Genomic DNA, 19841 nt, shown 5'->3' on the forward strand with positions numbered 1-19841 from the left:
GGCGGCGGCGGGCACCGAGCCGTCGGCGGCGACCGTCGCGGCCCGCGCGGCGACGGCGAGCAGGGGCCACGCGTACCGGGCCTCGGAGGCCAGGGCCGGGTCGCCCAGGCCGCTCGCGGCGCGGGCGACGGCCTCGGCGGCGTCGTTGGTGGACAGGGCCGCCATGACCCGCAGCTCGCGCAGCGGCAGGCGCTGCTGCGGGCTCAGGTAGGGCAGGGAGAGGAACGCGACCGCGCGGGCCACCAGGTCGCCGGCGCTCGCGTGGCCCCGGACGAGCCGCAGCCGGGCGCGCTGCATGAGCCAGAGCAGCTCCAGGGTGCCGGGCGGGTCGAGTCGGGCGGCCTCGCCGAAGAGCGCGTCGGCCTCGTCCCACTGGCCCAGGGCCAGGAGGGCCTCGCCGCGGTTGGCGAGCAGGAACACCCCGGTGGTGCGGCCGATGCCGACCCGGCCGGCGTCGGCCAGGCCGCCCAGCGCCACCTCGGCGGACTCCGCGTACGCCCCGAGGTCGAACAGCAGGTCGGAGATGTTCACGTGGGCCCGCACCAGGCCCGGCAGGTCGCCGGCGCGCTGCGCGGCCGCGGCCGCCCGGCGCATCTCGACGAGGCCGGACTCGGCGGAGAGCTGGCGACCGTGCAGACGGCCCATGGTCACGGCCGCCGACACCTGGGCGGCGGTGTCCTGGAGGTCGCCGGCGACGAGCGCCGCCTCCTTGACGATGCGGCCGCCCTCGTCCCGCTCGATCGTCACCATGATGGCGGCGATGTCGGCGAGCAGCTCGGCGCGGCGGGGATCGTCCGGGATCGGCGCGATCAGGTCGTACGCCTGGCGCAGCTCGGTCGAGCCGTCGGACTTGCCGAAGGTGCGCAGCAGCTTCGCGCGCTGCACGAGCATCCGGGCGGCGCGCATCGGTTGGGCCGCGCTGTCCACCTCGGCGAGGGCCGCCTTGGCCAGACCCATCGCCCGGTCGTAGTCGCCCGCGCCGATGGCCGCCGACAGTGCCGACTCCAGCAGGCCCAGGTGGTCCGTGCCGGTGCGGGCGGGGGCGTCGTCGACCTGCTCCCACAGCTCGAGGACGCGCTCCAGCAGGCGGCTCTTCTCCGCGTACGCGTAGCGCTGGCCGGCGACCGTCGCGGCGTGCATCGCGGCCGTCAGCGCCCGGGGGTGGTCGTGCGCCGCGTACCAGTGGTGGGCGATCTCGGCCGGCGCCAGGCCCACGCCGACGAGCGTCGGATCGGCCTCGATCGTGGCCGCGTAGCGCGCGTGCAGCCGGGCCCGCTCGCCCGGCAGCAGATCGTCGTGGACCGCCTCGCGCACCAGCGCGTGCCGGAACTCGTAGCCGCCGTCGGCGTCGACGATGACCAGGTGCGCGGCGACCGCGAGCCGCAGCGCCTCCTCCAACGCGGCGTCGGAGACGTCGGCGGCCGCGGCGAGCAGCCGGTGGCCGATGCGCACCCCGCCGGCCGCCGCGATGCGCAGCACCCGCTGCGCGGCCTCCGGCAGCCGGTCGACCCGGGTCAGGAGCAGGTCGCGCAACGTGTCGGGCAGCAGATGACAGCCGCTCGGGTCGGCGCAGGCGGTGAGCTCCTCGATGAAGAACGGGTTGCCCTGCGCCCGGGAGTGGATGCTGTCGATCAGCGGCGCGGACGGCTCGCCGCCGAGCAGGTCGGTGACGATCTCGGCCGTCGCGTCCCGGTCGAGCCGGCCCAGCTCGATGCGCTCGACGCCGCGCAGCCGGTCGAGCTCGGCCAGGAACGGCCGCAGCGGGTGGCCGCGGTGCAGCTCGTCGGCGCGGTAGGTGCCGACCAGCAGCAGCCCGGCCGCCCGCGTGGATCGGGCCAGGTAGGCCAGCAGCTCGCGGGTGGACCGGTCGGCCCAGTGCAGGTCCTCGATGATCAGGACCAGCTGACGGTCGGCCGTCAGCCGGTCGAAGAGCGCCCCGACCAGGTCGAACAGGTAGCCCCGGGTCGCGTCGGAGAAGCCCTCGGGGCCGACCGGCCCGAGCTCCGGCAACAGCCGGGCGAACTCCTGCTCATAGCCGGCGAACGCGGCCGGACCGTGCCGGCGCAGCAGGTCGCGCAGCGCGGCGGCGAAGGGCGCGAACGGCAGGCCGTCCTCGCCGAGCTCGAGACAGTGACCGATGAGGACCTCGGCGCCGCCCGACGCCGCGAACCGACCGAACTCCTCGACGAGCCGCGTCTTCCCGACGCCCGCCTCGCCACCGATGATCATCGCGACCGGCTCGTGCCGGACGCGCATCGCGGCGTCACGCAGCAGACCGAACTCGGTCTCGCGGCCGACGAAGACGGTGGCGCGGGCGGTCACGGAATCGAGCATGCCATGCCGCACCGACGAACTCGTCATGGCTTTATCGGGCCCGCGACCTCCGCGCGCACGGTCGCCGCGCGCCCGGCGACCCGCCGCGTCCGGGCCCGCCACCACGCCCGCCACCAGGAATATCGTCCGCGCTGGTCAGCGGCCTGTTGGCTGGCCAGGCCGGACGCGGCGAGGCGCCGCAGCCGCTCCTCGCGCAGTCGCGCGATTTCCAGATTGTTATAAACGTCGGTCCCCACGAACATCGTCGCGCGCCCCCGTGGCCGGGCCGCCGGCGGACCCGGCGGCTGCTGCGATCGACGATCCGCTGGCAGGTGGCCGGTCGGCATGGGCACGGCGCCGCATGTTTCGGGGCCGGGGTGGGCTTAGCCACACCGTTGGGACGCCCGTACGAGGTAAGGGGTCTTAGGGCCGTTCGGGCCTTGCGCCGGTCAGCGGGGGTTTCCGCGCGCGGCGGCCGACCTGAGGCGCTGGTAGAGATACCAGCCGGCGCCGACCGCCAGGGCCCCGACGATGAGATAGAAGGCGAGCGACATGAGCGCCTTCACGAGGGACACCACGATCGACCCGACGACCAGCAGCACCACGATCCCGAGCGCCACCCAGAACAACGCCTTGGCCATGGTTCGGCCCCCTTTCCGCGCCGCAATACTGGCACTGCGGCGTCACGGGCACCAACGGTCACTGCGCACCCGGACCGGGCCCGACGGCGCTGCGCGTGGCCACTAGACTTCCGGCCATGGCGAAGGCGCAGGAGCAGGAGAAGGCGGGTTTCGGCACCCGACTCCGACAGATCGGCATGGTGTTCTCGTTCACCGCGAAGCGGGACAAGCTGTTCGTGCCGCTCGTCATACTCGCCGTGGTCGTCCCGCTCGCGCTCACCGTGCTGGCCGTCATCCTCGACTTCGGCCTGATGTGGATCCCGGTGGGCATCCTGCTGGCGCTGCTCGCCGTGCTGATCGTGCTCAACCTCCGGTCCAACAAGGCGATGATGGCCGAGGCCGAGAAGCAGCCCGGCGCCGCCGCCCAGATCGTCGAGACGATGCGCGGCGACTGGCGCGTCACGCCGGCCGTCAGCTCCACCACCCAGTTCGACATGGTCCACCTGATCATCGGCCGCCCCGGCGTCATCCTCCTGGGTGAAGGCAACCCCCAGCGGGTACGCGCGCTGATCGGTCAGGAGCGCCGGCGCCTGTCGAAGGTGATCGGCTCCGCCGACCTGCGCGACTTCATGCTCGGCAACGACGAGGGTGAGGTGCCGCTGATCAAGCTGCGCAGCACCCTGACCCGCCTGCCCCGCACCCTGTCGGGCAAGGAGGTCAACGCCCTCGACAAGCGGCTCAAGGCGCTGACCGCCCGCCCGCAGATGCCCAAGGGCGCCATCCCCAAGAACATGCGCCCCCCGAAGGGCGCCATGCGCGGCATGCGCGGCCGCTGACCCACGACGTACGCCCGGCCCGCCGTGACCATGGTCGCGGCGGGCCGGACCGTTTCCGGGCGCAGATCGCCGGTGCCCGCACACGGTCCTGTCGGTCCCCCGCCCGGTTCGACGTCCGCGCCTCGCCATGGGCGCACGGCCGTCCGTACCGAACGGCACCGCGCGGCCGCTGCTCGCCCGCTCGCCGCCATTTGTGCACATCTGGTGGCGGCGACGCGCCTGACTCCGCCACAAGCGCACATCTGGCGGAGGTACACCCGCCCGGCGTCGCCAACTGCGCACATGTAGCGGACGACGCCCGCCCAGCCCTCGCCAACTGCGCACATGTAGCGGGTGCCGATGCCGGCAGCCTCGCCAGATGCGCACAGATGGCGAGGGATGGCCGCGGTCGCCCGGCCAGATGGGCACACTTGACGCGCGTTCGGCGGGCGGACCTCGCCACATGGCCGCACCTGGTCGTCCGACCTACGCGGCCGGCTCGGCTGGATGACCCGACCCCACATGCTCGATCTTGGACGGGCGGCGTGACCGCGGCGCCGACCGTGGTGGTCAACGCCTCGCTGTATGCGCGCTGAGCAGGCGATCTCTGGCTGGACTCGCCGGGGCGGGAAAGCGGTCAGGTCTGCCGCGCCGGCGCACGGGGTCGATATCCTCTCCCCGGACGGACGATCCCTGCTGTCCATCGCTGTTGGCCTGGTCACACCGTAACGCCACGCACCCGCCGCGTAACACGGTAGAAACAAATGAGATACGCCCGGGCAACGCCACACCCCTACCGTCGCTGGCAGCCGCCCAGAAGCCAACTATCTGGATGCACAGGAGGACGTGTGTTCGCCAATTCCGAGGAATTCCTTCGGTACCTCAAAGACGAGGGCGTGAAGTTCGTCGACGTACGATTCTGCGACCTGCCCGGTGTGATGCAGCACTTCAACGTGCCGGTCGAGTCGTTCGACGCCAGTGTCTTCGAGGACGGTCTGGCGTTCGACGGCTCCTCGATCCGCGGGTTCCAGCAGATCCACGAGTCCGACATGATGCTGCTGCCGGACGTGTCCAGCGCCTTCATCGACCCGTTCCGGGTCGAGAAGACCATCGCGCTGAACTTCTTCATCCACGACCCGTTCACGCGCGAGGCCTACAGCCGCGACCCGCGTAACGTGGCCAAGAAGGCCGAGTCCTACCTGGCCGCGAGCGGCATCGCCGACACGGCGTACTTCGGCCCCGAGGCGGAGTTCTACATCTTCGACTCGATCCGCCACGAGACGAGCGCCAACCAGGCCTACTACTACATCGACTCGGTCGAGGGCTGGTGGAACACCGGCAAGGACGAGCCGGGTGGCAACCGCGGTTACAAGACCGCCTACAAGGGTGGCTACTTCCCGGTGCCGCCGGTCGACCACTACGCCGACCTGCGCGACCAGATGGTGCAGAACCTGCTCGGCGCCGGCTACACGGTCGAGCGCTCGCACCACGAGGTCGGCACCGCCGGCCAGGCCGAGATCAACTACAAGTTCTCGACCCTGCTCCACGCGGGCGACCAGCTGCAGCTGTTCAAGTACATCATCAAGAACACGGCGTGGGCCGCGGGCAAGACCGCGACCTTCATGCCGAAGCCGCTCTTCGGTGACAACGGCTCCGGCATGCACACCCACCAGAGCCTCTGGCTCAACGGTGACCCGCTGTTCTACGACGAGACCGGCTACGGCGGCCTGTCGGACACCGCCCGGTGGTACGTGGGTGGTCTGCTCAAGCACGCTCCGTCGCTGCTCGCCTTCACCAACCCGACCGTCAACTCCTACCGGCGCCTCGTGCCCGGCTACGAGGCCCCGGTCAACCTGGTGTACTCGCAGCGCAACCGCTCGGCCTGCACCCGTATCCCGGTGACGGGTACGAACGCGAAGGCCAAGCGCATCGAGTTCCGCGTGCCCGACCCGTCGGCCAACGTCTACCTGGCGTTCGCGTCCATGCTGATGGCCGGCCTCGACGGCATCAAGAACAAGATCGAGCCGCCGGAGCCGATCGACAAGGACCTCTACGACCTGCCGCCGGAGGAGGTCGCCCAGGTCAAGCAGGTGCCGGGTTCGCTCCCCGAGGTGCTCGACGCCCTCGAGGCCAACCACGACTTCCTGCTCGAGGGTGGCGTCTTCACCCCCGACCTGATCTCGACGTGGATCGACTACAAGCGCTCCAGCGAGATCGACCCGGTCCGTCTGCGCCCGACCCCGCACGAGTTCGCGATGTACTACGACGTCTGATCCATTCGACGCCAGCACCACGACGGCGGTCACGCCCGGCCCTTGGCCGGCGTGGCCGCCGTTTCGCATGCCGGAACACTTCCGAACTCCAGCGCGACAGAACACGTGCGTGACCGGCCTACTGTTGATTAGAGAAGCGTCTAGGTTGACAGTTCTCAAATCAACTGCCAACCTGATGTCTAGACAATCGTCTAAACAAGGAGGTCGTCATGACATCAGACCAGGACACACCCGGCATGATCGATCGCGTCCGCGATCGGTACGCGACGGCGGCGGTCAAGGTGCTCGACGGCACCGGCGGCTGCTGCGGGACCGACGTGGCCGAGGCCGGCGACGGATTCGGCGCGCGGCTCTACTCCGCGTCCGAGCAGGATGAGTTGCCCGACGCGGCCGTCGCCGCCAGCCTCGGCTGCGGCAACCCGCTCATGGTGGCCGAGCTGAACGCCGGCGAGACCGTCCTCGACCTCGGCTCGGGTGGCGGGATTGACGTCCTGCTCTCGGCGCGCCGGGTCGGACCCGCCGGCAAGGCGTACGGGCTGGACATGACGGACGAGATGCTGCAACTGGCCCGACGCAATGCCGAGCAGACCGGTGCGACGAACGTGGAGTTCCTCCGCGGGCGGATCGAGGACATCCCGCTGCCGTCCGCCAGCGTTGACGTGGTCATCTCCAACTGCGTCATCAACCTGTCGACCGACAAGCCTGCCGTCTTCGCCTCCGCCTACCGCGTACTCAAGCCCGGAGGCCGCGTCGGTGTCGCGGACGTCGTCGCGGACAACGACCTGAGCCCGGCGCAGCGGGCGGAGCGCGGCGAGTGGGTCGGCTGCATCGCCGGCGCGCTGTCCTTCGCCGAGTACGAGCAGGGTCTCGCGGCGGCAGGGTTCGTCGACATCGAGATCACACCCACGCACGAGGCCGCCGATGGAATGCACTCGGCGATCATCCGCGCCCGCAAGCCCGCCGTTTAGCCGCAGGCGCCACTTGAGCGCGTGCACCGGAGGCGCGAGGTCTGGCAGCCCAATGCGCGATCATGTTCGCTATGACCTCAGCGCCGCCCGATCGGGACCGTCCTGTCGGAGATGAGTACGTCAAGATCTGGTTCGGGTTCGTTCCACGTGAAGGATGGCTGCCCTACGACAAGGAAGGCCTGTGGGGCCGCTGCGGTTGGTCCCGACACCGCTCACATCAGCAACGCGCCGTTTCTTCAGGACGGCGTGGCCGAGGGTGACATCGTGCGGTTCATGACCGCCGCGGACGGCACGTGTTGGGCGACCGAGCGCGTCGAGGCATCGGGCAATTGCACGATCAGGGTTCTCCCGATCCCCGACGGCCCACTCGGGCGAAGCGCTCACGCAGTACACGAACGATTGGCACCGCTCGGCCTTGGCGGCGAAACGTTCAGCGACGAGCTGCCTCTTGTCGCCTTCACGGTGCCGGTGACCGCAGACCTCCCTGCCGTTAAGGCGATCCTCGTCCACGGCGAGACGGAGGGATGGTGGGCGTTCGAAACGGGATGCGTAACCGACGCATGGACAGCCGCCTGAGCAGCGGCACGCGTCACGCTTGTCGGTTCTCAGGAGTCCGCGACGGAACGCCGTTGGCGGGCGAGCTGTACTCCCTTTATCGTCGATAGGTGCTTATGGCGTACCAGCGATGTAACGCTGTTCGTCAGCTCGCTCAACGACGGCTAGTTTCTCTCCTGATGGGTGGCCTTCACCGCCTTCGGGTGGCGGTGCGATCGGTAGGTCCGTACCCTGCGGCGGTGGACGTCTCAGTGCCGCCAACGACCGCGACGGTCTTTAGCGGCTCGGCCTTCAGACGTGGGCCCCTGCCGGTCTGACCACCAACGCCCAAACGCTGCTCCGCGATGCTACCGAGGCGATGTTCGCGTAGGGCGACCTGCAGCGACCGGACCCACCGACCTTCGATCGACTCGCCGAGATCGACGTCGCCGCCATGCCGCTCATCGGCGACCGCGACCACCACATCGTCCTCGACTGCGCGAAGACCGTTGCCAAGCTCATGCCGAGATCAACACCGGCCCCTGGGCGCTGATCTATCAGGACTCTTCGACCTCCCGCGCCACGCTGGAGCGCTACAACCAGGTACCCAACGACCAGCCGACCTAGGACACGGGAGCCGCATGTCCGGCGCCCGGGCGACGTGGGGCGGAACCGGGCGGGCGGGTCTGGACTCGTCCCGGGCATGAAGCTGGCCGGACGCCGCGTGGCGGCGATGGTGGTCGCGTGCGCCCTCGCGGCGCTCGCGGTGGCCGCCGTCGGCGCCCCGTGGGTCGCCCGGGACGCCGCGCACACCGAGACCCCGGCGCCGCAGGACTCGTCGCTGCCCGGGACCGCTCCCCTGCCCGAGGCGCGCTGCCCGGGTCCGGGCGCGCCGCCCGTCAACCGGGTGCCGGTGGGGCCGGTGCTGTCGGTCCAGCAGCTCGTGCTCACCACCGCCGACGGGGTCAACCTGGCCGCCGTTCGGGTCGGTGGCGGGGAGCGGGGGGTGGTGCTCGTCCACGGTGACCGCGGCAACCTGTGCACCTGGTGGTCGTTCGCGCGGCGGTTGGCCGCCAAGGGGTTCCACGTGCTGGCGTTCGACCTGCGTTGCTACGGGTTCAGCGAGTGCGGGCGGCGGCGCGACTACGTGGCGGACACGGTCGCGGCCGTGACCGCCCTGCGGCACGCGGGCGCCAAGCGGGTCGCGCTCGCGGGCACCGCGTTGGGCGCCAATATCGCCCTGGTCACGGCCGCCCACCGGGAGGTGACCACCGGCGGGGTCGTGGCCGTGTCGCCGGTCGACCTGAACACCCCGGTGACGGACGGGACCGCCAACAGCACGGTCGCGCAGGCGGCGCCGCGCCTGGGCGTACCCCTGCTGGTGTGTGTGGGCGACGCCCCCGCCGCGGACCTGGCGTCCCTCGCGGCCGGGGTCGGCAACCGCCAGCTGGTGACCGGCGTGAACATCGGGGACGACGCGCTCGCCGCGCAGGTCACGGACTTCCTGACCGCGCGCACCTGAGGCGCGCCGTCAGGCGGCCTCGAAGCGGTAGCCGACGCCGCGCACGGTGTGCACGTGGCGGGCGGCGGAGGCGGTCTCGCCGAGCTTGCGACGCAGGTTGCCGACGTGGACGTCGACGACGTGGTCGTCGCCGGGCCAGCGGCTGCCCCAGATGCCGGTCAGCAGCTCGTCGCGGCTCACGGTCTGGTGCGGGACACGGGAGAGGGTCTCCAGCAGGTCAAACTCGATCTTCGTCAGGGCGACGGGGACACCGTCACGGGTGACCTCGCGGGCCCCGGTGTCGATCTGGAGCGAGCCGTAGCTGCGCACCCGCGACGTGGGGACCGGACGCAGTCGGCGGCGCAGCGCGCGGATCCGCAGCGCGAGCTCAGCCAGGGAGTACGGGCGCACCAGGTAGTCGTCGGCGCCGGCCGAGAATCCCTCGATGCGATCCGACCCGTCGCTGTCCGGGCCGATGAGAATGACGTACGCCTCGCTGAACGAACGGATCCGCCGGCACGCCTCGACGCCCGACACGTCGGGCAGGTCGGCGTTGAGCAGCAGCAGTTCCGGCTCGTTCACGCGTGCGACCTCGACCGCGGACCCGCCCTGCCGGGTCGCGATGACCGCGTAGCCCTCGTCGGTCAACATTCTCGTGCAGGCCACCGCCGTTTCCGGCGAATGGTCGGCGAGCAAAGCTCTCGCTCCGGACACCTGATGCCTCCATGCGTGGTGCGGACTTCCGTCCTGGCCTGCCGTCCTGGCTGGCCACGTTTTCTGACAGGTCCCGCCGCCCCGGGTGGGGCGGTGAGGTGGTGAGGACGCCGGGCGCGGCCGTGGTGCGCGGCCGGCCCGGCGTCCCACCGGGGGGTAGAGCTATTTCGCCTTGGCCTTCGCAGCGCTGACGGCCCGCTTCCATGCGTCGTCGGCGCTGATCTTGCCGTTGGCGTAGTCGAGGATCGCCGGCTCCACCGCGCGCTCCCGGACGGCCTGGTTCTTCAAGCCGACGAACACCGGCTTGATGCGCTGGGCGCCCTCGCCAAATATCTTTCCGACCGGCGCGTCGTTGAAATAAGCGTTCTTGAGGTCGAGGAACGCCGGGTCGGACAGCGACTTCACGTCCGACGGCAACGCGCCCACGGCCTTGAACGCGGCCACGTGGCTGGCCGGCGAGGTCAGGAACTTCGCCAGCTCAGCGGCCTCCTTCGGGTGCTCGCTCTGGGTCGGCACCGCGAGGAACGAGCCGCCCCAGTTGCCGCCGTCGCCCGGGATCCGGGCCACGTCCCACTTGTTGGCGTTCTCCGGCCCGGAGTTGGACTCGATGATGCCGAGCATCCAGGACGGGCACGCCGTCGTGGCGAACGCGCCGTTCTTGAAGCCGGCCGACCACTCCGGCGACCAGGTCGCGAGCTTCGAGGTCAGGCCCGCGCCGATGACCTCAGTGGCCAGCTCCCAGGCGGTCTTCACGGCCGGGTTCGACTCGATGACCAGCTGGCCGCTCTCGTCGAAGTAGGTCAGGTTGTTCGTCGCGCCCGCCGCCTGCATCAGCGACGAGTTGAGGATCTGCGTCGGCGAGTCCACAAAGGCCGTGCCCGGCTTGGCCTGCTTGAACTTCTTGCCCGTCGCCACGAACTCGGCCCACGTCGGCCACAGCTTGGAGACCTCGTCGCGGTCGGTGGGCAGGCCCGCCTGGGCGAACAGGTCGGTGCGGTAGCACATGGCCAGGCCGCCGATGTCGGTGCCGAGTCCGACAACCTTGCCGTCGGCCGCGATGCCCTGTTCCCACTTCCACGGCAGGAAGCTGGACTTCAGCGACTCCGCGCCATAGTCGGCGAGGTCGACGAACGCCTGGGCCTCGGACTTGTAGTAGGGCATGATGCCCTCTTCAATGGCCACGACGTCGCCGGCGCCACCGCCGGCGGTGAGGAACTGGGTGAGCTTGGGCCAGTAGTTGTCCAGGCCCTCGGTCGCGCGCTCGGAGATGGTGATGTTCGGGTGCGCGGCCTCGTACTGCTTGTAGAGGTCCTCGAAGCCGAACTTGCCGAACGTGTCGACGACCAGGGTGATCTTCTCGGTGCTGGAGCCGTCGGTCGAACCGGTGCCGCAGGCGGCGGCCCCGAGAGCCAGGGCGGCGACGACGCCCAGCGCGGCGATACGGCGCTTGTTGGTACGCATATCTGTCATTCCTCCCTTGCTCAGACCTGGAACCGGCCGACGAGCTGTTCGAGCTGACCGGCGAGGTCGGCGAGATCCGCGGCGGCCTTCCGGCTGTTGACCGAGGCGTCGGCGGAGTCCTGCGCCGCGCGGGTCATCTGCGCGACGTCGGCGGCGATGACCCCGGCGCCGGACGCGGCGGCGGACACGTTGCGGCTCATCTCGGCGCTCGTGGCGCTCTGCTCCTCCACGGCCGACGAGATCGTCAGCTGGAAGTCGTTGACCCGCTGGATGATCTCGCTGATCTCACCGATGGCGGAGATCGCGCCCTCGGTGTCGGCCTGGATCGCGGCGACCCGGGCCGAGATGTCCTCGGTAGCCCGCGCCGTCTCCTGCGCCAGATCCTTGACCTCGCTCGCGACGACGGCGAAGCCCTTACCGGCGTCGCCCGCGCGCGCGGCCTCGATGGTGGCGTTGAGCGCCAGCAGGTTGGTCTGCGCGGCGATCGCGGTGATGGCGGCGACCACGTTGCCGATCTCCTGGCTCGACTCGCCGAGTCGGGCGACCGTCTGACCCGTGGTGTTGGCGACGTCGACGGCCTGCGCGGCCACCTGGGTCCCCTCCATGGCGCTGGACGCGATCTCCTTGATCGACGCGCTCATCTCCTCCGACGCGGCGGCGACGGTGTTGACGTTGACGGACACGTTGTCGGCGGTGGACGCGGTCCGCTCGGCCTGCGCGCTCACCTGCTGCGCGCCGACGCTCACCTGGTCGCTGACCGAGGCCAGCTGGACCGAGGTCTCGGTGAGGACGTTGGCACTGGTGGCCAGCGCGCCCACGGTGTCACGGAGGCTGGCGGTGGCCCTGTTGACGGCGACCGCGATCTCGTTGAGGTCCTTGCCACCGTCCACGGGCACGGTCTGCGTCAGGTCGCCGTCGGCGACCGACGTGAGCACCCGCGACATGCCGCGCAGCGAGTTACCGACGCGACGCGAGGTCAGCAGGGCGAACCCGACCGCGATGAGCAGGCCGACTCCGATCGCGCCGACGAGCAGGGTCCGGGCGGTGTCGTAGTCGGCGGCGGCCGCGTCCGCCGCGGCCTTGGCCGCGTCGCGCTCGGCCTGCGCCATGGACTCGATGGACGAGCCCAGGTGCAGCGACAGGGTCTCGAAGCCCTCGGTGTCGGCGGGGACGGTCACGCCGGCCGGCGCCTCGGCGCCGAAGACGAACGCGTCACGGACCTGGCGGTAGGCGTCCCACTGCGCGGCGAACGAGTCAGCCCGGGCGGCACCGGCGGCGTTGCCGGTGTGCTCGCGGTAGTCCTGGATCGCCTCGATGATGATCTCGTCGTCGCCGTTGATGGCGGCGCGCGCGTGGCTCGCGCCGGGACCCGTCGGGTCGGCCGCGTAGCTCCACAGGTTCTGGTACATGCCGGCCAGCGCGGCACGGGCCTTGCTGACGGCGTTGACGCTTTCGAGCTGCTCGTTGCGCAGGGACTCGATCTGGTGGTTGAGCGTGGCCAGCTTCGTCAGTGACAGCGCTCCCACGCCGGCCGCGACAAGAGCCACGAGGAGCAGGGCGACCATGATCTGGGTGCGAACCGTCAACCGGCCGAACCAAGCGGCGACGTTTACACGCGCGGCTTTCGTACCCATAGTTAGCAATTCCTTCCGTGCGGCGCCGGGGTGCGCCGTATCTACTAACGGCCGAAACTGCTTCGAATTGAGACATTTATCGTGGGCTCGGTCACCGAGGCCGCGGCCACCTCACCCGCCGCCGCGACAACCACTTCCCGGGTACGGGCGGCGAGCGCGTTCTGCTCGGTCACGACGCCGGCGACGGCGAGCTGGGTGTCGGCCAGGCCGCGCAGCCGCTCCGCCACGGCGTGCACCGCGCGGGAGACCTCGGCGCTGTTGCGCGTCATGTCGCCGACGGTCGCCTCGATCCGGCCGGTGGCCTCCGCCGTCTGGCCCGCGAGCTGCTTGACCTCGTCGGCGACCACGCCGAACCCCTTGCCGGCGTCGCCGGCGCGGGCCGCCTCGATGGTGGCGTTGAGCGCCAGCAGATTCGTCTGGTCGGCGATGCGCTGGATGAGGCCGACCACGGCCGCGATGCCGGCCATGGCCTCCTCGAGCTCGTCGATGACGGCGAGCGCCCGGTCGGCGTCGGAGCCGGCGGCCTCGATCGCGGACACCGCTCCGCTGACGGTGTCGCGCGCGCCGGTGAGCTCGGCCTCCAACTGGCTCAGCGCCGCGCCGGTCTCGTCGCGCAGCCGCGCCCCGGTGTCGCCGACGCCGGCGAGCACCTGCTCCAGCCGCCGGGCCAGCTCCTGGCCGCGGGCGACCTGCTCGGCCGCTTCGGCGGCGGCGAGCCCTTCGCGGCGCTCGGCCTCGACCGTGGCGGCCCGCAGGGCCTCCTCGATCGCCTCGGCGGCCTCCTGCCGCTCGCGGTCGACCTCCACGCGCTGCACCGCGGCGAACCGCCAGTAGACGACCTGGGCGGCGCACATCGCGAGGACGAAGGTGGCGTGCAGCAGGGCCCACGTGGCCGGGCTGGCCTGCGCGCGCGGGTCGGAGAAGACCATGTCCGGGGCGACCGAACCGAAGCCGAGGTGATGGCCGGCGACCACGACCACGGCGGCCGCGAAGGCGTACACGTCCTGGTAGAGACCGATGAGCGCGAGTACGACGAAGAAATGGAAGTGCAGGTCGGTAAGGCCGCCGCCGGCGTGCACGAGCGCGGCCGCCGCGAGGACGAGCCCGACGGAGACGACGAGCGCCTTGCCCCGCGGGGTGGGCAGCCGGTCGGAGAGCACAGCGCAGCCGAACACCGCGGAGATCATCACCCAGAGGGCGGTGGTGTGGCCGCCGGACCCGTGCTGGTGCGTCCCGGTCGCGTCGCTGCCGTTGAGCAGCGCGATGAGCGCGATGACGGGCACGTGCAGCGCGAGCAGCAGGCGCAGGACCTTGTGACGGGCCGCGAACGCGGACGGGGACAGGCTGATCGCTGAGATGCCCCGCTCCAACTGGATACCCACGTGCCGCTCCCCTTCCAACGTTCCGTTAGAAAGCGCTATCGGCGGGCGGGCGGCGGAGCTTCGACATTCGTCACGGGTACGCCTTCAAAAACGATGGTTTGGCATGAAATTCGCCGTAAAGTGTTAGCGCGCTGGACAGGGCGCGGCGGGAAGGCGAGGTCGTGAGCCGGCTGCTGGTGGTCGATGACGACGCGGACGTCAGGGACACCCTCAAGGAGCTGCTCGGCCGAGCGGGACACGAGGTGTACGAGGCCCCGGACGGCCGTACGGCGCTGCGCGACGCGTACTCCGTCCGGCCCGACCTCGTGCTGCTGGACGTGAGCCTGCCCGAGCTGGACGGGTGGCACGTCCTGCAGCGCCTGCGCGAGCTGTCCGACGTGCCCGTACTCATGCTCAGCGGGCACGCCGACGCCGCCGACAAGGTCCGTGGCCTGCGTGCGGGGGCCGACGACTATCTGGGCAAGCCGTTCCCGAACAACGAGCTCATCGCCCGGGTGGAGGCGCTGCTGCGGCGCGCCGGCACGGTCGACTGGGCCGACCAGCTCTACGACGACGGCGTCCTGCGAATGGACCCCAGCACGCGGGACGTGACCGTCGGCGGCGTGCAGGCCCGACTGACGCCCACCGAGTTCCGGCTCCTGTACGCCCTTGTCCGCCACCCCGGCGTGGTGCTCAGCCCGCCGCAGCTGCTCCGGCAGGCATGGGACGACCCGACCGGGATCGGCCAGGAGCGGGTGAAGTTCGCGATCCTGCGGTTACGCCGCAAACTGGACTGGTCGGATCCGGACACGTCACCCATCGAGTCGGTGCGCGGCTTCGGCTACCGCTACCGGCGCCGGGTCGACGACTCCTGACCGGCCGCCACGTCCACGCCGCGCAGCAACTCGGCGAGCCGGCGCACGTTGCGGTCCACCCGGAGCGCGAGGTCGCGCCGGTCGGCATCGGTGAGCTGCTCCCAGTCGGTGACGAGCAGTTCGCTGGTGCTGGCGGCCACGGCGAGCGGCTGGGCGAGGGCATGCACCGCCGCCGCGGTGGGCGACGGCCCGCCGGTGCTGCGCGGCGATGAGGTGGTCGATCTCGACATGATCAATCAATTTCCGGGAATCTGCGCTTAAATTATCTCATGCTCCACCAGGGCAATGTCCTCGTCGTTGACGACGACGAGGACCTCCGGGAGATCATCTGCCGCCTCCTGCGCCGGGCCGGCTACACCGTGCGGGCCGCCGGCACCGCCACCGAGGCACTGCCCCACTGCCACCCGGAGTCGGGCCCGCTGGACCTGCTCGTGGCGGACCTGGGCCTGCCCGGCATCGACGGGCTCGACCTCTGCGACGCGGCCCGGCGCCTGCGGGCCGACCTTGCCGTCCTCTACGTCACCGGCACCCCGCGCGCCGAGCTCGACCGGCTCGGCCTGCTCCCGTCGGACGCCGCGTTCGTGCAGAAGCCGTTCACGGCGGCCACCCTGGTCTCGGCGGTGCGGGCCGCCACCACCGGCCACGCCAGCCCCGGGCACGCGGCCTAGCCGGCCGCGTCGTCCACGATGTCCAGGAGTACGCCCTCCACCGCGGCCAGCAGCGAGTCGTCCGAGAACGGCTTGTCGAGCATCGTCGCGTCCGGCGGCAGCGCTCCCTGCTCGACCAGCACACTACGGGCAAAACCGGACATGTACAGCGCGCGCGTTCCCGGCCCGGTCCGCTCCACGATCTCGCGACCGAGCATGTCGCCGAGGATCGCGTCGGTGAGCAGGAGGTCCATCCCGGCCAGGCTCCTTATCGCCGACTCCCCGTCGGCGACCGCTACCACCAGGCATCCCTCGCGGACCAGGATGCGCCGCACCACGTCCCGGATCGCCCGGTCCTCGGCGGCCACCATCACCCGTCGGCCCGCCATGCGGCCCCGTTTGCGCCGCACGCCGACCGGCCGACCGGTGCTCGGCGGCTCATCGGTCGCCGGCAGCAGCACCGTGACCGCCGTACCCAGGCCGGGGGTCGACTCCACCGAGAGCGCGCCGCCACTGTGTTCCACGATCTCGTGGACGACGGACAGGCCCAGCCCGGTGCCCTCAGGCCGGGTGGTGAAATACGGCTCGAAGATGTGTTCCAGCACCTCGGGGGTCATGCCGTCACCCGTGTCACTCACCCGTAACCGGACATAACGGCCCGGTGGGGGCGAGGACGGGGCGATCGTGCTGGTGTCCACCATGATCCGGTCCGTCTCGATCGCGATGGTCCCGCCGGTGGGCATCGCGTCCCGGGCGTTGACCGCCAGGTTCAGCAGGACCTGCGCGCACTCCCCGGCGTCGGCGTGCGCCGGGCCAAGGTCGGGGCGCAGCCGCACCCGCAGCCGCACCCGGGCGCCGAGCGAGCGCCGGACCAGCGCGGCGACCTCCCGGACCACCTCGTTGACATCAACCGAACGCGGCGCCAACGGCTCGTCGCGACCGAACGTGAGCAGCTGGTGGGTCAGCTCGATGGCGCGCTGCGCCGCCTTCTCCACCTGCGCCAGGTCCTGCCGGACCGGCTCCCAGCGTCGGTCGCCCGCGGCGATCGCGGCGTCCAGTTCCTCGGCGATGAAGGCGGTGTAGTTGCTGATGATCGCGAGCAGGTTGTTGAAGTCATGGGCCACTCCCCCGGCCAGCTGCCCGAGGCTCTCCAGCCGCATGGCGTGCCGCCACGCCGCGCTGTCCGGCTCCGGAGGACCGGCCGCCGGGATCGGGGTGACGTGGTCCGCAGCGATCTCCCACCTCCGCCCACGACAGCTCCGACCAGCAATTCTTTCATCGCGTTGGGGCGTCTCCTCGGGGAATCCTCAAGCCGACCACGGGGGTGCCGATCTGAACGTCGCACCGAGCATGGAGGTATGCCGTGGAGGAACTGGACGAGATCGTCCAGGAGTTCCTCGTGGAAAGTCACGAGAATCTCGACACGCTGGACGGCGATCTGGTCGCCCTGGAGCAGGAACCTGACTCCCGCGAGCTGATCTCAAGGATTTTCCGCACCATCCATACGATCAAGGGCACGAGTGGTTTCCTCGCGTTCAATCGTCTGGAGGGTCTGACCCACGCCGGAGAGTCGCTGCTCTCCCGGCTGCGTGACGGCGTTCAGCCGGTCACCCCTGACACGATCACCACTCTACTGGCCACGCTCGACGGCGTCCGCAAGCTGCTCGCGGAGATCGAGACCACCGGCGTCGAGGGCGACCACGACGTCAGCGCCATCGTCGAGCAGATCAACCGGCAGATGGCCGGCGAGAGCGCCCCGGCTCCGGCCGCGCCCGCCGCCGCCCCCGCCGCTCCGGTCGCCGTCGAGACGCCGCCCGCGCCCGCCGCCGTCGAGACGCCGGCCCCTCCGGTCGTCGTCGAGACGCCCGCCGCACCGGTCGTCGTCGAGACGCCCGCCAAGGTGGCCGAGCTGCCGACCGAGGCCCCGCTCCCGCCGTGGATCGCCGACCTGGACGACCACCTCGACGCCGGGTCCACGCCGGGCACCGAGGGCACGGCCCAGCGGCGCAGCATCGCCGACTCCGCCATCCGCGTGGACGTCGACGTGCTCGACTCGCTCATGACCCTGGTCGGCGAGCTCGTTCTCGTCCGCAACCAGCTGGTCCGCGCGGCCGACGGCAGCGACGACCCGGTCGTGGTGCGCACCACGCAGCGGCTCAACCTCATCACGAGCGAGCTGCAAGAGGGCATCATGAAGACCCGCATGCAGCCGATCGAGCAGATCTGGTCGAAGATGCCCCGGGTCGCCCGCGACCTCAGCCAGGCGTTCAGCAAGCAGGTCAACCTTGTCATGGAGGGCAAGGAGACCGAGCTCGACCGGACGCTGCTGGAGGCGGTCAAGGACCCGCTGACGCACCTCGTCCGCAACGCCATCGACCACGGCATCGAGACCCCGGAGGACCGCGTCGCGGCCGGCAAGCCGGCCGAGGGCACCCTCACGCTGCGCGCCTACCACGAGAGCGGCCACGTGACCGTGGAGATCGCGGACGACGGCGCCGGCATCGACACCGCCCGCGTCGCCCAGACGGCGATCAGCCGGGGCCTCATCACCGAGGCGCAGGCCGCCCGCATGGAGCCGCGCGAGCTGATGACGCTGGTCTTCCAGCCCGGCTTCTCGACGGCCAAGAAGGTCACCAATGTGTCCGGCCGCGGTGTGGGCATGGACGTCGTCAAGACCAACATCGAGAACGTCGGCGGCACCGTCGACGTCGAGTCGAACCCCGGCGCCGGCACCACGTGGCGGCTCACGATCCCGCTGACGCTGGCCATCATCCAGGCCATCACGGTCGAGTCGGCCGGCGAGCGGTACGTCGTGCCGCAGGTCGCGGTGCTCGAGCTGGTACACGTCGACAACCGGTCCAACCGGATCGAGTACGCCGCCGGCGCCCCCGTGTACCGCCTGCGCGGCAAGCTGCTCCCCCTGGTCAGCCTCGACCAGACCCTCGGCGTCGCTCAGGACGCCGACGGGGAGGGCGGCCGCTACGTGCTCGTCCTGCAGGCTGACGGGCGTCGCTTCGGCATGCTCGTGGACCGCGTCCTCAATACCGAGGAGGTCGTGGTCAAGGCGCTCACCAACCGCTTCAAGGAGCTGGGTGTCTACGCCGGGGCCACGATCCTCGGCGACGGCAAGGTGGCGCTGATCCTCGACGTCGCGTCGCTGGCGCGCCGCTCGAACCTCGCCACCGGCGGGGCCGAGCGCGAGTCGGCCGACAACACGAACACCGCCGCGCTGGCGGGCACGGCCGATCGCCTGCTCGTCACGAGCCTGGGTGAGCGTCGGGTGGCGATCCCGCTCGACTCGGTCACCCGTCTCGAGGAGTTCGCTGTCGACCGCATCGAGCACGTCATGGGCCAGGAGGTCGTGCAGTACCGCGGGCAGATCCTGCCCATGGTCCGGCTGTCGCACCTCATCGGCACCGGCACCGAGGTGGCACCGGCCACCGACGTGGTCTCCGCGGTGGTCTACACCGAGCGCGGACGCAGCGTCGCCATGGTCGTCGACCAGATCGTCGACATCGTGGAGGACTCGACGTCGGCCCGGCGCGACTTCAACTTCGAGGGTCTCGTCGGCTCCGCGGTGATCGAGAAGCGCGTCACCGAGCTGCTCGACGTGCGCCGCGCGATCCTGGCGGCCGACCCGCACTTCTACTCCCACACGCTCGAGCAGGAAATGGTGGAGGCCTGAGATGGCGAGCTGCCAGTACGCCACGTTCGAAGTTGACGACCGTCTCTTCGGCGTGGAGGTGACCAAGGTGCAGGAGGTCATCTCGTTCCACGAGTACACCTCCGTGCCGCTGGCCCCCGCGGCCGTCGGCGGACTGTTCAACCTGCGCGGTCAGGTGATCGCGGCAGTCGACATGCGGGTCCAGCTGGGCCTGTCGCGTCAGTCCCTCACCGAGGGCGCGGTCATGAACCTGATCCTGCGCACCGAGGACGGGCCGGTCAGTCTGCTCGTTGACCGCATCGGCGGGGTCGTCGACCTCGACGATGCCGACTTCGAGCCGGCGCCGGACAACCTGACCGGTCCCGCCCGCCGCCTCGTCGGCGGCGCGTTCAAGCTCGACGAACGGCTGATGCTGGCCCTCAACGTCGACGAAGCCCTCTCCACCACCACCGGAAACTGAC

General features: G+C 70.8%; 17 protein-coding genes. 9 read left to right on the forward strand and 8 right to left on the reverse strand.

Annotated elements, in window-relative coordinates; genetic code table 11:
* Both ABD211_RS11650 and ABD211_RS11655 read right to left on the reverse strand, forming a co-directional pair.
* On the reverse strand, positions 1 to 2322 hold a 2322-nt coding region (locus tag ABD211_RS11650; protein WP_344129250.1), incomplete at its 3' end, for an ATP-binding protein.
* A gap of 440 nt (positions 2323 to 2762) precedes the next feature.
* Complete coding sequence (locus tag ABD211_RS11655) at positions 2763 to 2954, reverse strand: DUF5326 family protein (protein WP_344129252.1); 192 nt, start codon at positions 2952 to 2954, stop codon at positions 2763 to 2765.
* 116 nt (positions 2955 to 3070) lie between these two features.
* Between ABD211_RS11655 and ABD211_RS11660 the strand changes: the two genes are divergently transcribed.
* From ABD211_RS11660 to ABD211_RS11685, 5 genes are all read left to right on the forward strand, one after another.
* Positions 3071 to 3769 carry a DUF4191 domain-containing protein gene (locus tag ABD211_RS11660; RefSeq protein WP_344129254.1) on the forward strand — a complete coding sequence of 233 codons (699 nt, stop codon included), beginning with the start codon at positions 3071 to 3073 and terminating at the stop codon, positions 3767 to 3769.
* An 827-nt stretch (positions 3770 to 4596) separates the two neighbouring features.
* On the forward strand, positions 4597 to 6021 hold the full coding sequence (gene glnA, locus ABD211_RS11665; RefSeq protein ID WP_344129256.1) for a type I glutamate--ammonia ligase: 1425 nt from the start codon (positions 4597 to 4599) through the stop codon (positions 6019 to 6021).
* Positions 6022 to 6230: 209 nt separating this feature from the next.
* Entirely contained in the window at positions 6231 to 6989 is a 759-nt protein-coding gene (gene arsM, locus ABD211_RS11670; RefSeq protein WP_344129258.1) for an arsenite methyltransferase, read from the forward strand.
* Positions 6990 to 7100: 111 nt separating this feature from the next.
* On the forward strand, positions 7101 to 7565 hold the full coding sequence (locus ABD211_RS11675; RefSeq protein WP_344129260.1) for a DUF4265 domain-containing protein: 465 nt from the start codon (positions 7101 to 7103) through the stop codon (positions 7563 to 7565).
* Positions 7566 to 8226: 661 nt separating this feature from the next.
* Positions 8227 to 9045, forward strand: coding sequence for an alpha/beta hydrolase (locus ABD211_RS11685; RefSeq protein WP_344129262.1), 819 nt, complete (start codon positions 8227 to 8229; stop codon positions 9043 to 9045).
* Between the two features lie 9 nt (positions 9046 to 9054).
* Here the strand turns inward: ABD211_RS11685 and ABD211_RS11690 are convergent, their stop codons facing one another.
* From ABD211_RS11690 to ABD211_RS11705, 4 genes are all read right to left on the reverse strand, one after another.
* Positions 9055 to 9738, reverse strand: coding sequence for a response regulator transcription factor (locus ABD211_RS11690; protein WP_344129264.1), 684 nt, complete (start codon positions 9736 to 9738; stop codon positions 9055 to 9057).
* A 162-nt stretch (positions 9739 to 9900) separates the two neighbouring features.
* Positions 9901 to 11199, reverse strand: coding sequence for an ABC transporter substrate-binding protein (locus tag ABD211_RS11695; protein ID WP_344129266.1), 1299 nt, complete (start codon positions 11197 to 11199; stop codon positions 9901 to 9903).
* 20 nt (positions 11200 to 11219) lie between these two features.
* A complete protein-coding gene (locus ABD211_RS11700) occupies positions 11220 to 12785 on the reverse strand; it encodes a methyl-accepting chemotaxis protein (RefSeq protein WP_344129268.1) in 1566 nt (521 codons plus the stop codon).
* 92 nt (positions 12786 to 12877) lie between these two features.
* Positions 12878 to 14215: a methyl-accepting chemotaxis protein gene (locus tag ABD211_RS11705; protein ID WP_344129270.1), complete on the reverse strand. Its 1338-nt coding sequence runs from the start codon at positions 14213 to 14215 to the stop codon at positions 12878 to 12880.
* Between the two features lie 161 nt (positions 14216 to 14376).
* Between ABD211_RS11705 and ABD211_RS11710 the strand changes: the two genes are divergently transcribed.
* A complete protein-coding gene (locus ABD211_RS11710; protein WP_344129272.1) occupies positions 14377 to 15069 on the forward strand; it encodes a response regulator transcription factor in 693 nt (230 codons plus the stop codon).
* On the opposite strand, the gene ABD211_RS11715 is transcribed toward ABD211_RS11710, so the two are convergent.
* Complete coding sequence (locus ABD211_RS11715) at positions 15042 to 15299, reverse strand: hypothetical protein (protein WP_344129275.1); 258 nt, start codon at positions 15297 to 15299, stop codon at positions 15042 to 15044. The two genes, ABD211_RS11710 and ABD211_RS11715, sit on opposite strands and share 28 nt — an antisense overlap.
* A gap of 39 nt (positions 15300 to 15338) precedes the next feature.
* Here ABD211_RS11715 and ABD211_RS11720 point away from each other — a divergent pair, with 39 nt between their 5' ends.
* Complete coding sequence (locus ABD211_RS11720; protein WP_344129278.1) at positions 15339 to 15737, forward strand: response regulator; 399 nt, start codon at positions 15339 to 15341, stop codon at positions 15735 to 15737.
* Here the strand turns inward: ABD211_RS11720 and ABD211_RS11725 are convergent.
* On the reverse strand, positions 15734 to 16876 hold the full coding sequence (locus ABD211_RS11725; protein WP_344129282.1) for a hybrid sensor histidine kinase/response regulator: 1143 nt from the start codon (positions 16874 to 16876) through the stop codon (positions 15734 to 15736). The two genes, ABD211_RS11720 and ABD211_RS11725, sit on opposite strands and share 4 nt — an antisense overlap.
* 203 nt (positions 16877 to 17079) lie before the next feature.
* Between ABD211_RS11725 and ABD211_RS11730 the strand changes: the two genes are divergently transcribed.
* Both ABD211_RS11730 and ABD211_RS11735 read left to right on the forward strand, forming a co-directional pair.
* The gene (locus ABD211_RS11730; protein ID WP_344129285.1) at positions 17080 to 19401 is read left to right on the forward strand and encodes a chemotaxis protein CheW; all 2322 of its coding nucleotides are present in this window, start codon (positions 17080 to 17082) and stop codon (positions 19399 to 19401) included.
* Between the two features lies 1 nt (position 19402).
* The gene (locus ABD211_RS11735; protein ID WP_344129288.1) at positions 19403 to 19840 is read left to right on the forward strand and encodes a chemotaxis protein CheW; all 438 of its coding nucleotides are present in this window, start codon (positions 19403 to 19405) and stop codon (positions 19838 to 19840) included.
* Position 19841: the final 1 nt, after the last annotated feature.

Origin of the sequence: Luedemannella flava, assembly GCF_039528515.1 — a bacterium.
Taxonomy (GTDB): domain Bacteria; phylum Actinomycetota; class Actinomycetes; order Mycobacteriales; family Micromonosporaceae; genus Luedemannella; species Luedemannella flava.

What these genes read in the sequence shown, in the direction of transcription:
- ABD211_RS11660 (WP_344129254.1), top strand. Translation starts at nt 3,071, where the DNA reads ATGGCGAAGGCGCAGGAGCAGGAGAAGGCGGGTTTCGGCACCCGACTC.
- ABD211_RS11655 (WP_344129252.1), bottom strand. Translation starts at nt 2,954, where the DNA reads ATGGCCAAGGCGTTGTTCTGGGTGGCGCTCGGGATCGTGGTGCTGCTG.
- ABD211_RS11715 (WP_344129275.1), bottom strand. Translation starts at nt 15,299, where the DNA reads ATGTCGAGATCGACCACCTCATCGCCGCGCAGCACCGGCGGGCCGTCG.
- ABD211_RS11685 (WP_344129262.1), top strand. Translation starts at nt 8,227, where the DNA reads ATGAAGCTGGCCGGACGCCGCGTGGCGGCGATGGTGGTCGCGTGCGCC.
- ABD211_RS11720 (WP_344129278.1), top strand. Translation starts at nt 15,339, where the DNA reads ATGCTCCACCAGGGCAATGTCCTCGTCGTTGACGACGACGAGGACCTC.
- ABD211_RS11675 (WP_344129260.1), top strand. Translation starts at nt 7,101, where the DNA reads ATGAGTACGTCAAGATCTGGTTCGGGTTCGTTCCACGTGAAGGATGGC.
- ABD211_RS11725 (WP_344129282.1), bottom strand. Translation starts at nt 16,876, where the DNA reads ATGCGGCTGGAGAGCCTCGGGCAGCTGGCCGGGGGAGTGGCCCATGAC.
- arsM (WP_344129258.1), top strand. Translation starts at nt 6,231, where the DNA reads ATGACATCAGACCAGGACACACCCGGCATGATCGATCGCGTCCGCGAT.
- ABD211_RS11735 (WP_344129288.1), top strand. Translation starts at nt 19,403, where the DNA reads ATGGCGAGCTGCCAGTACGCCACGTTCGAAGTTGACGACCGTCTCTTC.
- ABD211_RS11695 (WP_344129266.1), bottom strand. Translation starts at nt 11,199, where the DNA reads ATGCGTACCAACAAGCGCCGTATCGCCGCGCTGGGCGTCGTCGCCGCC.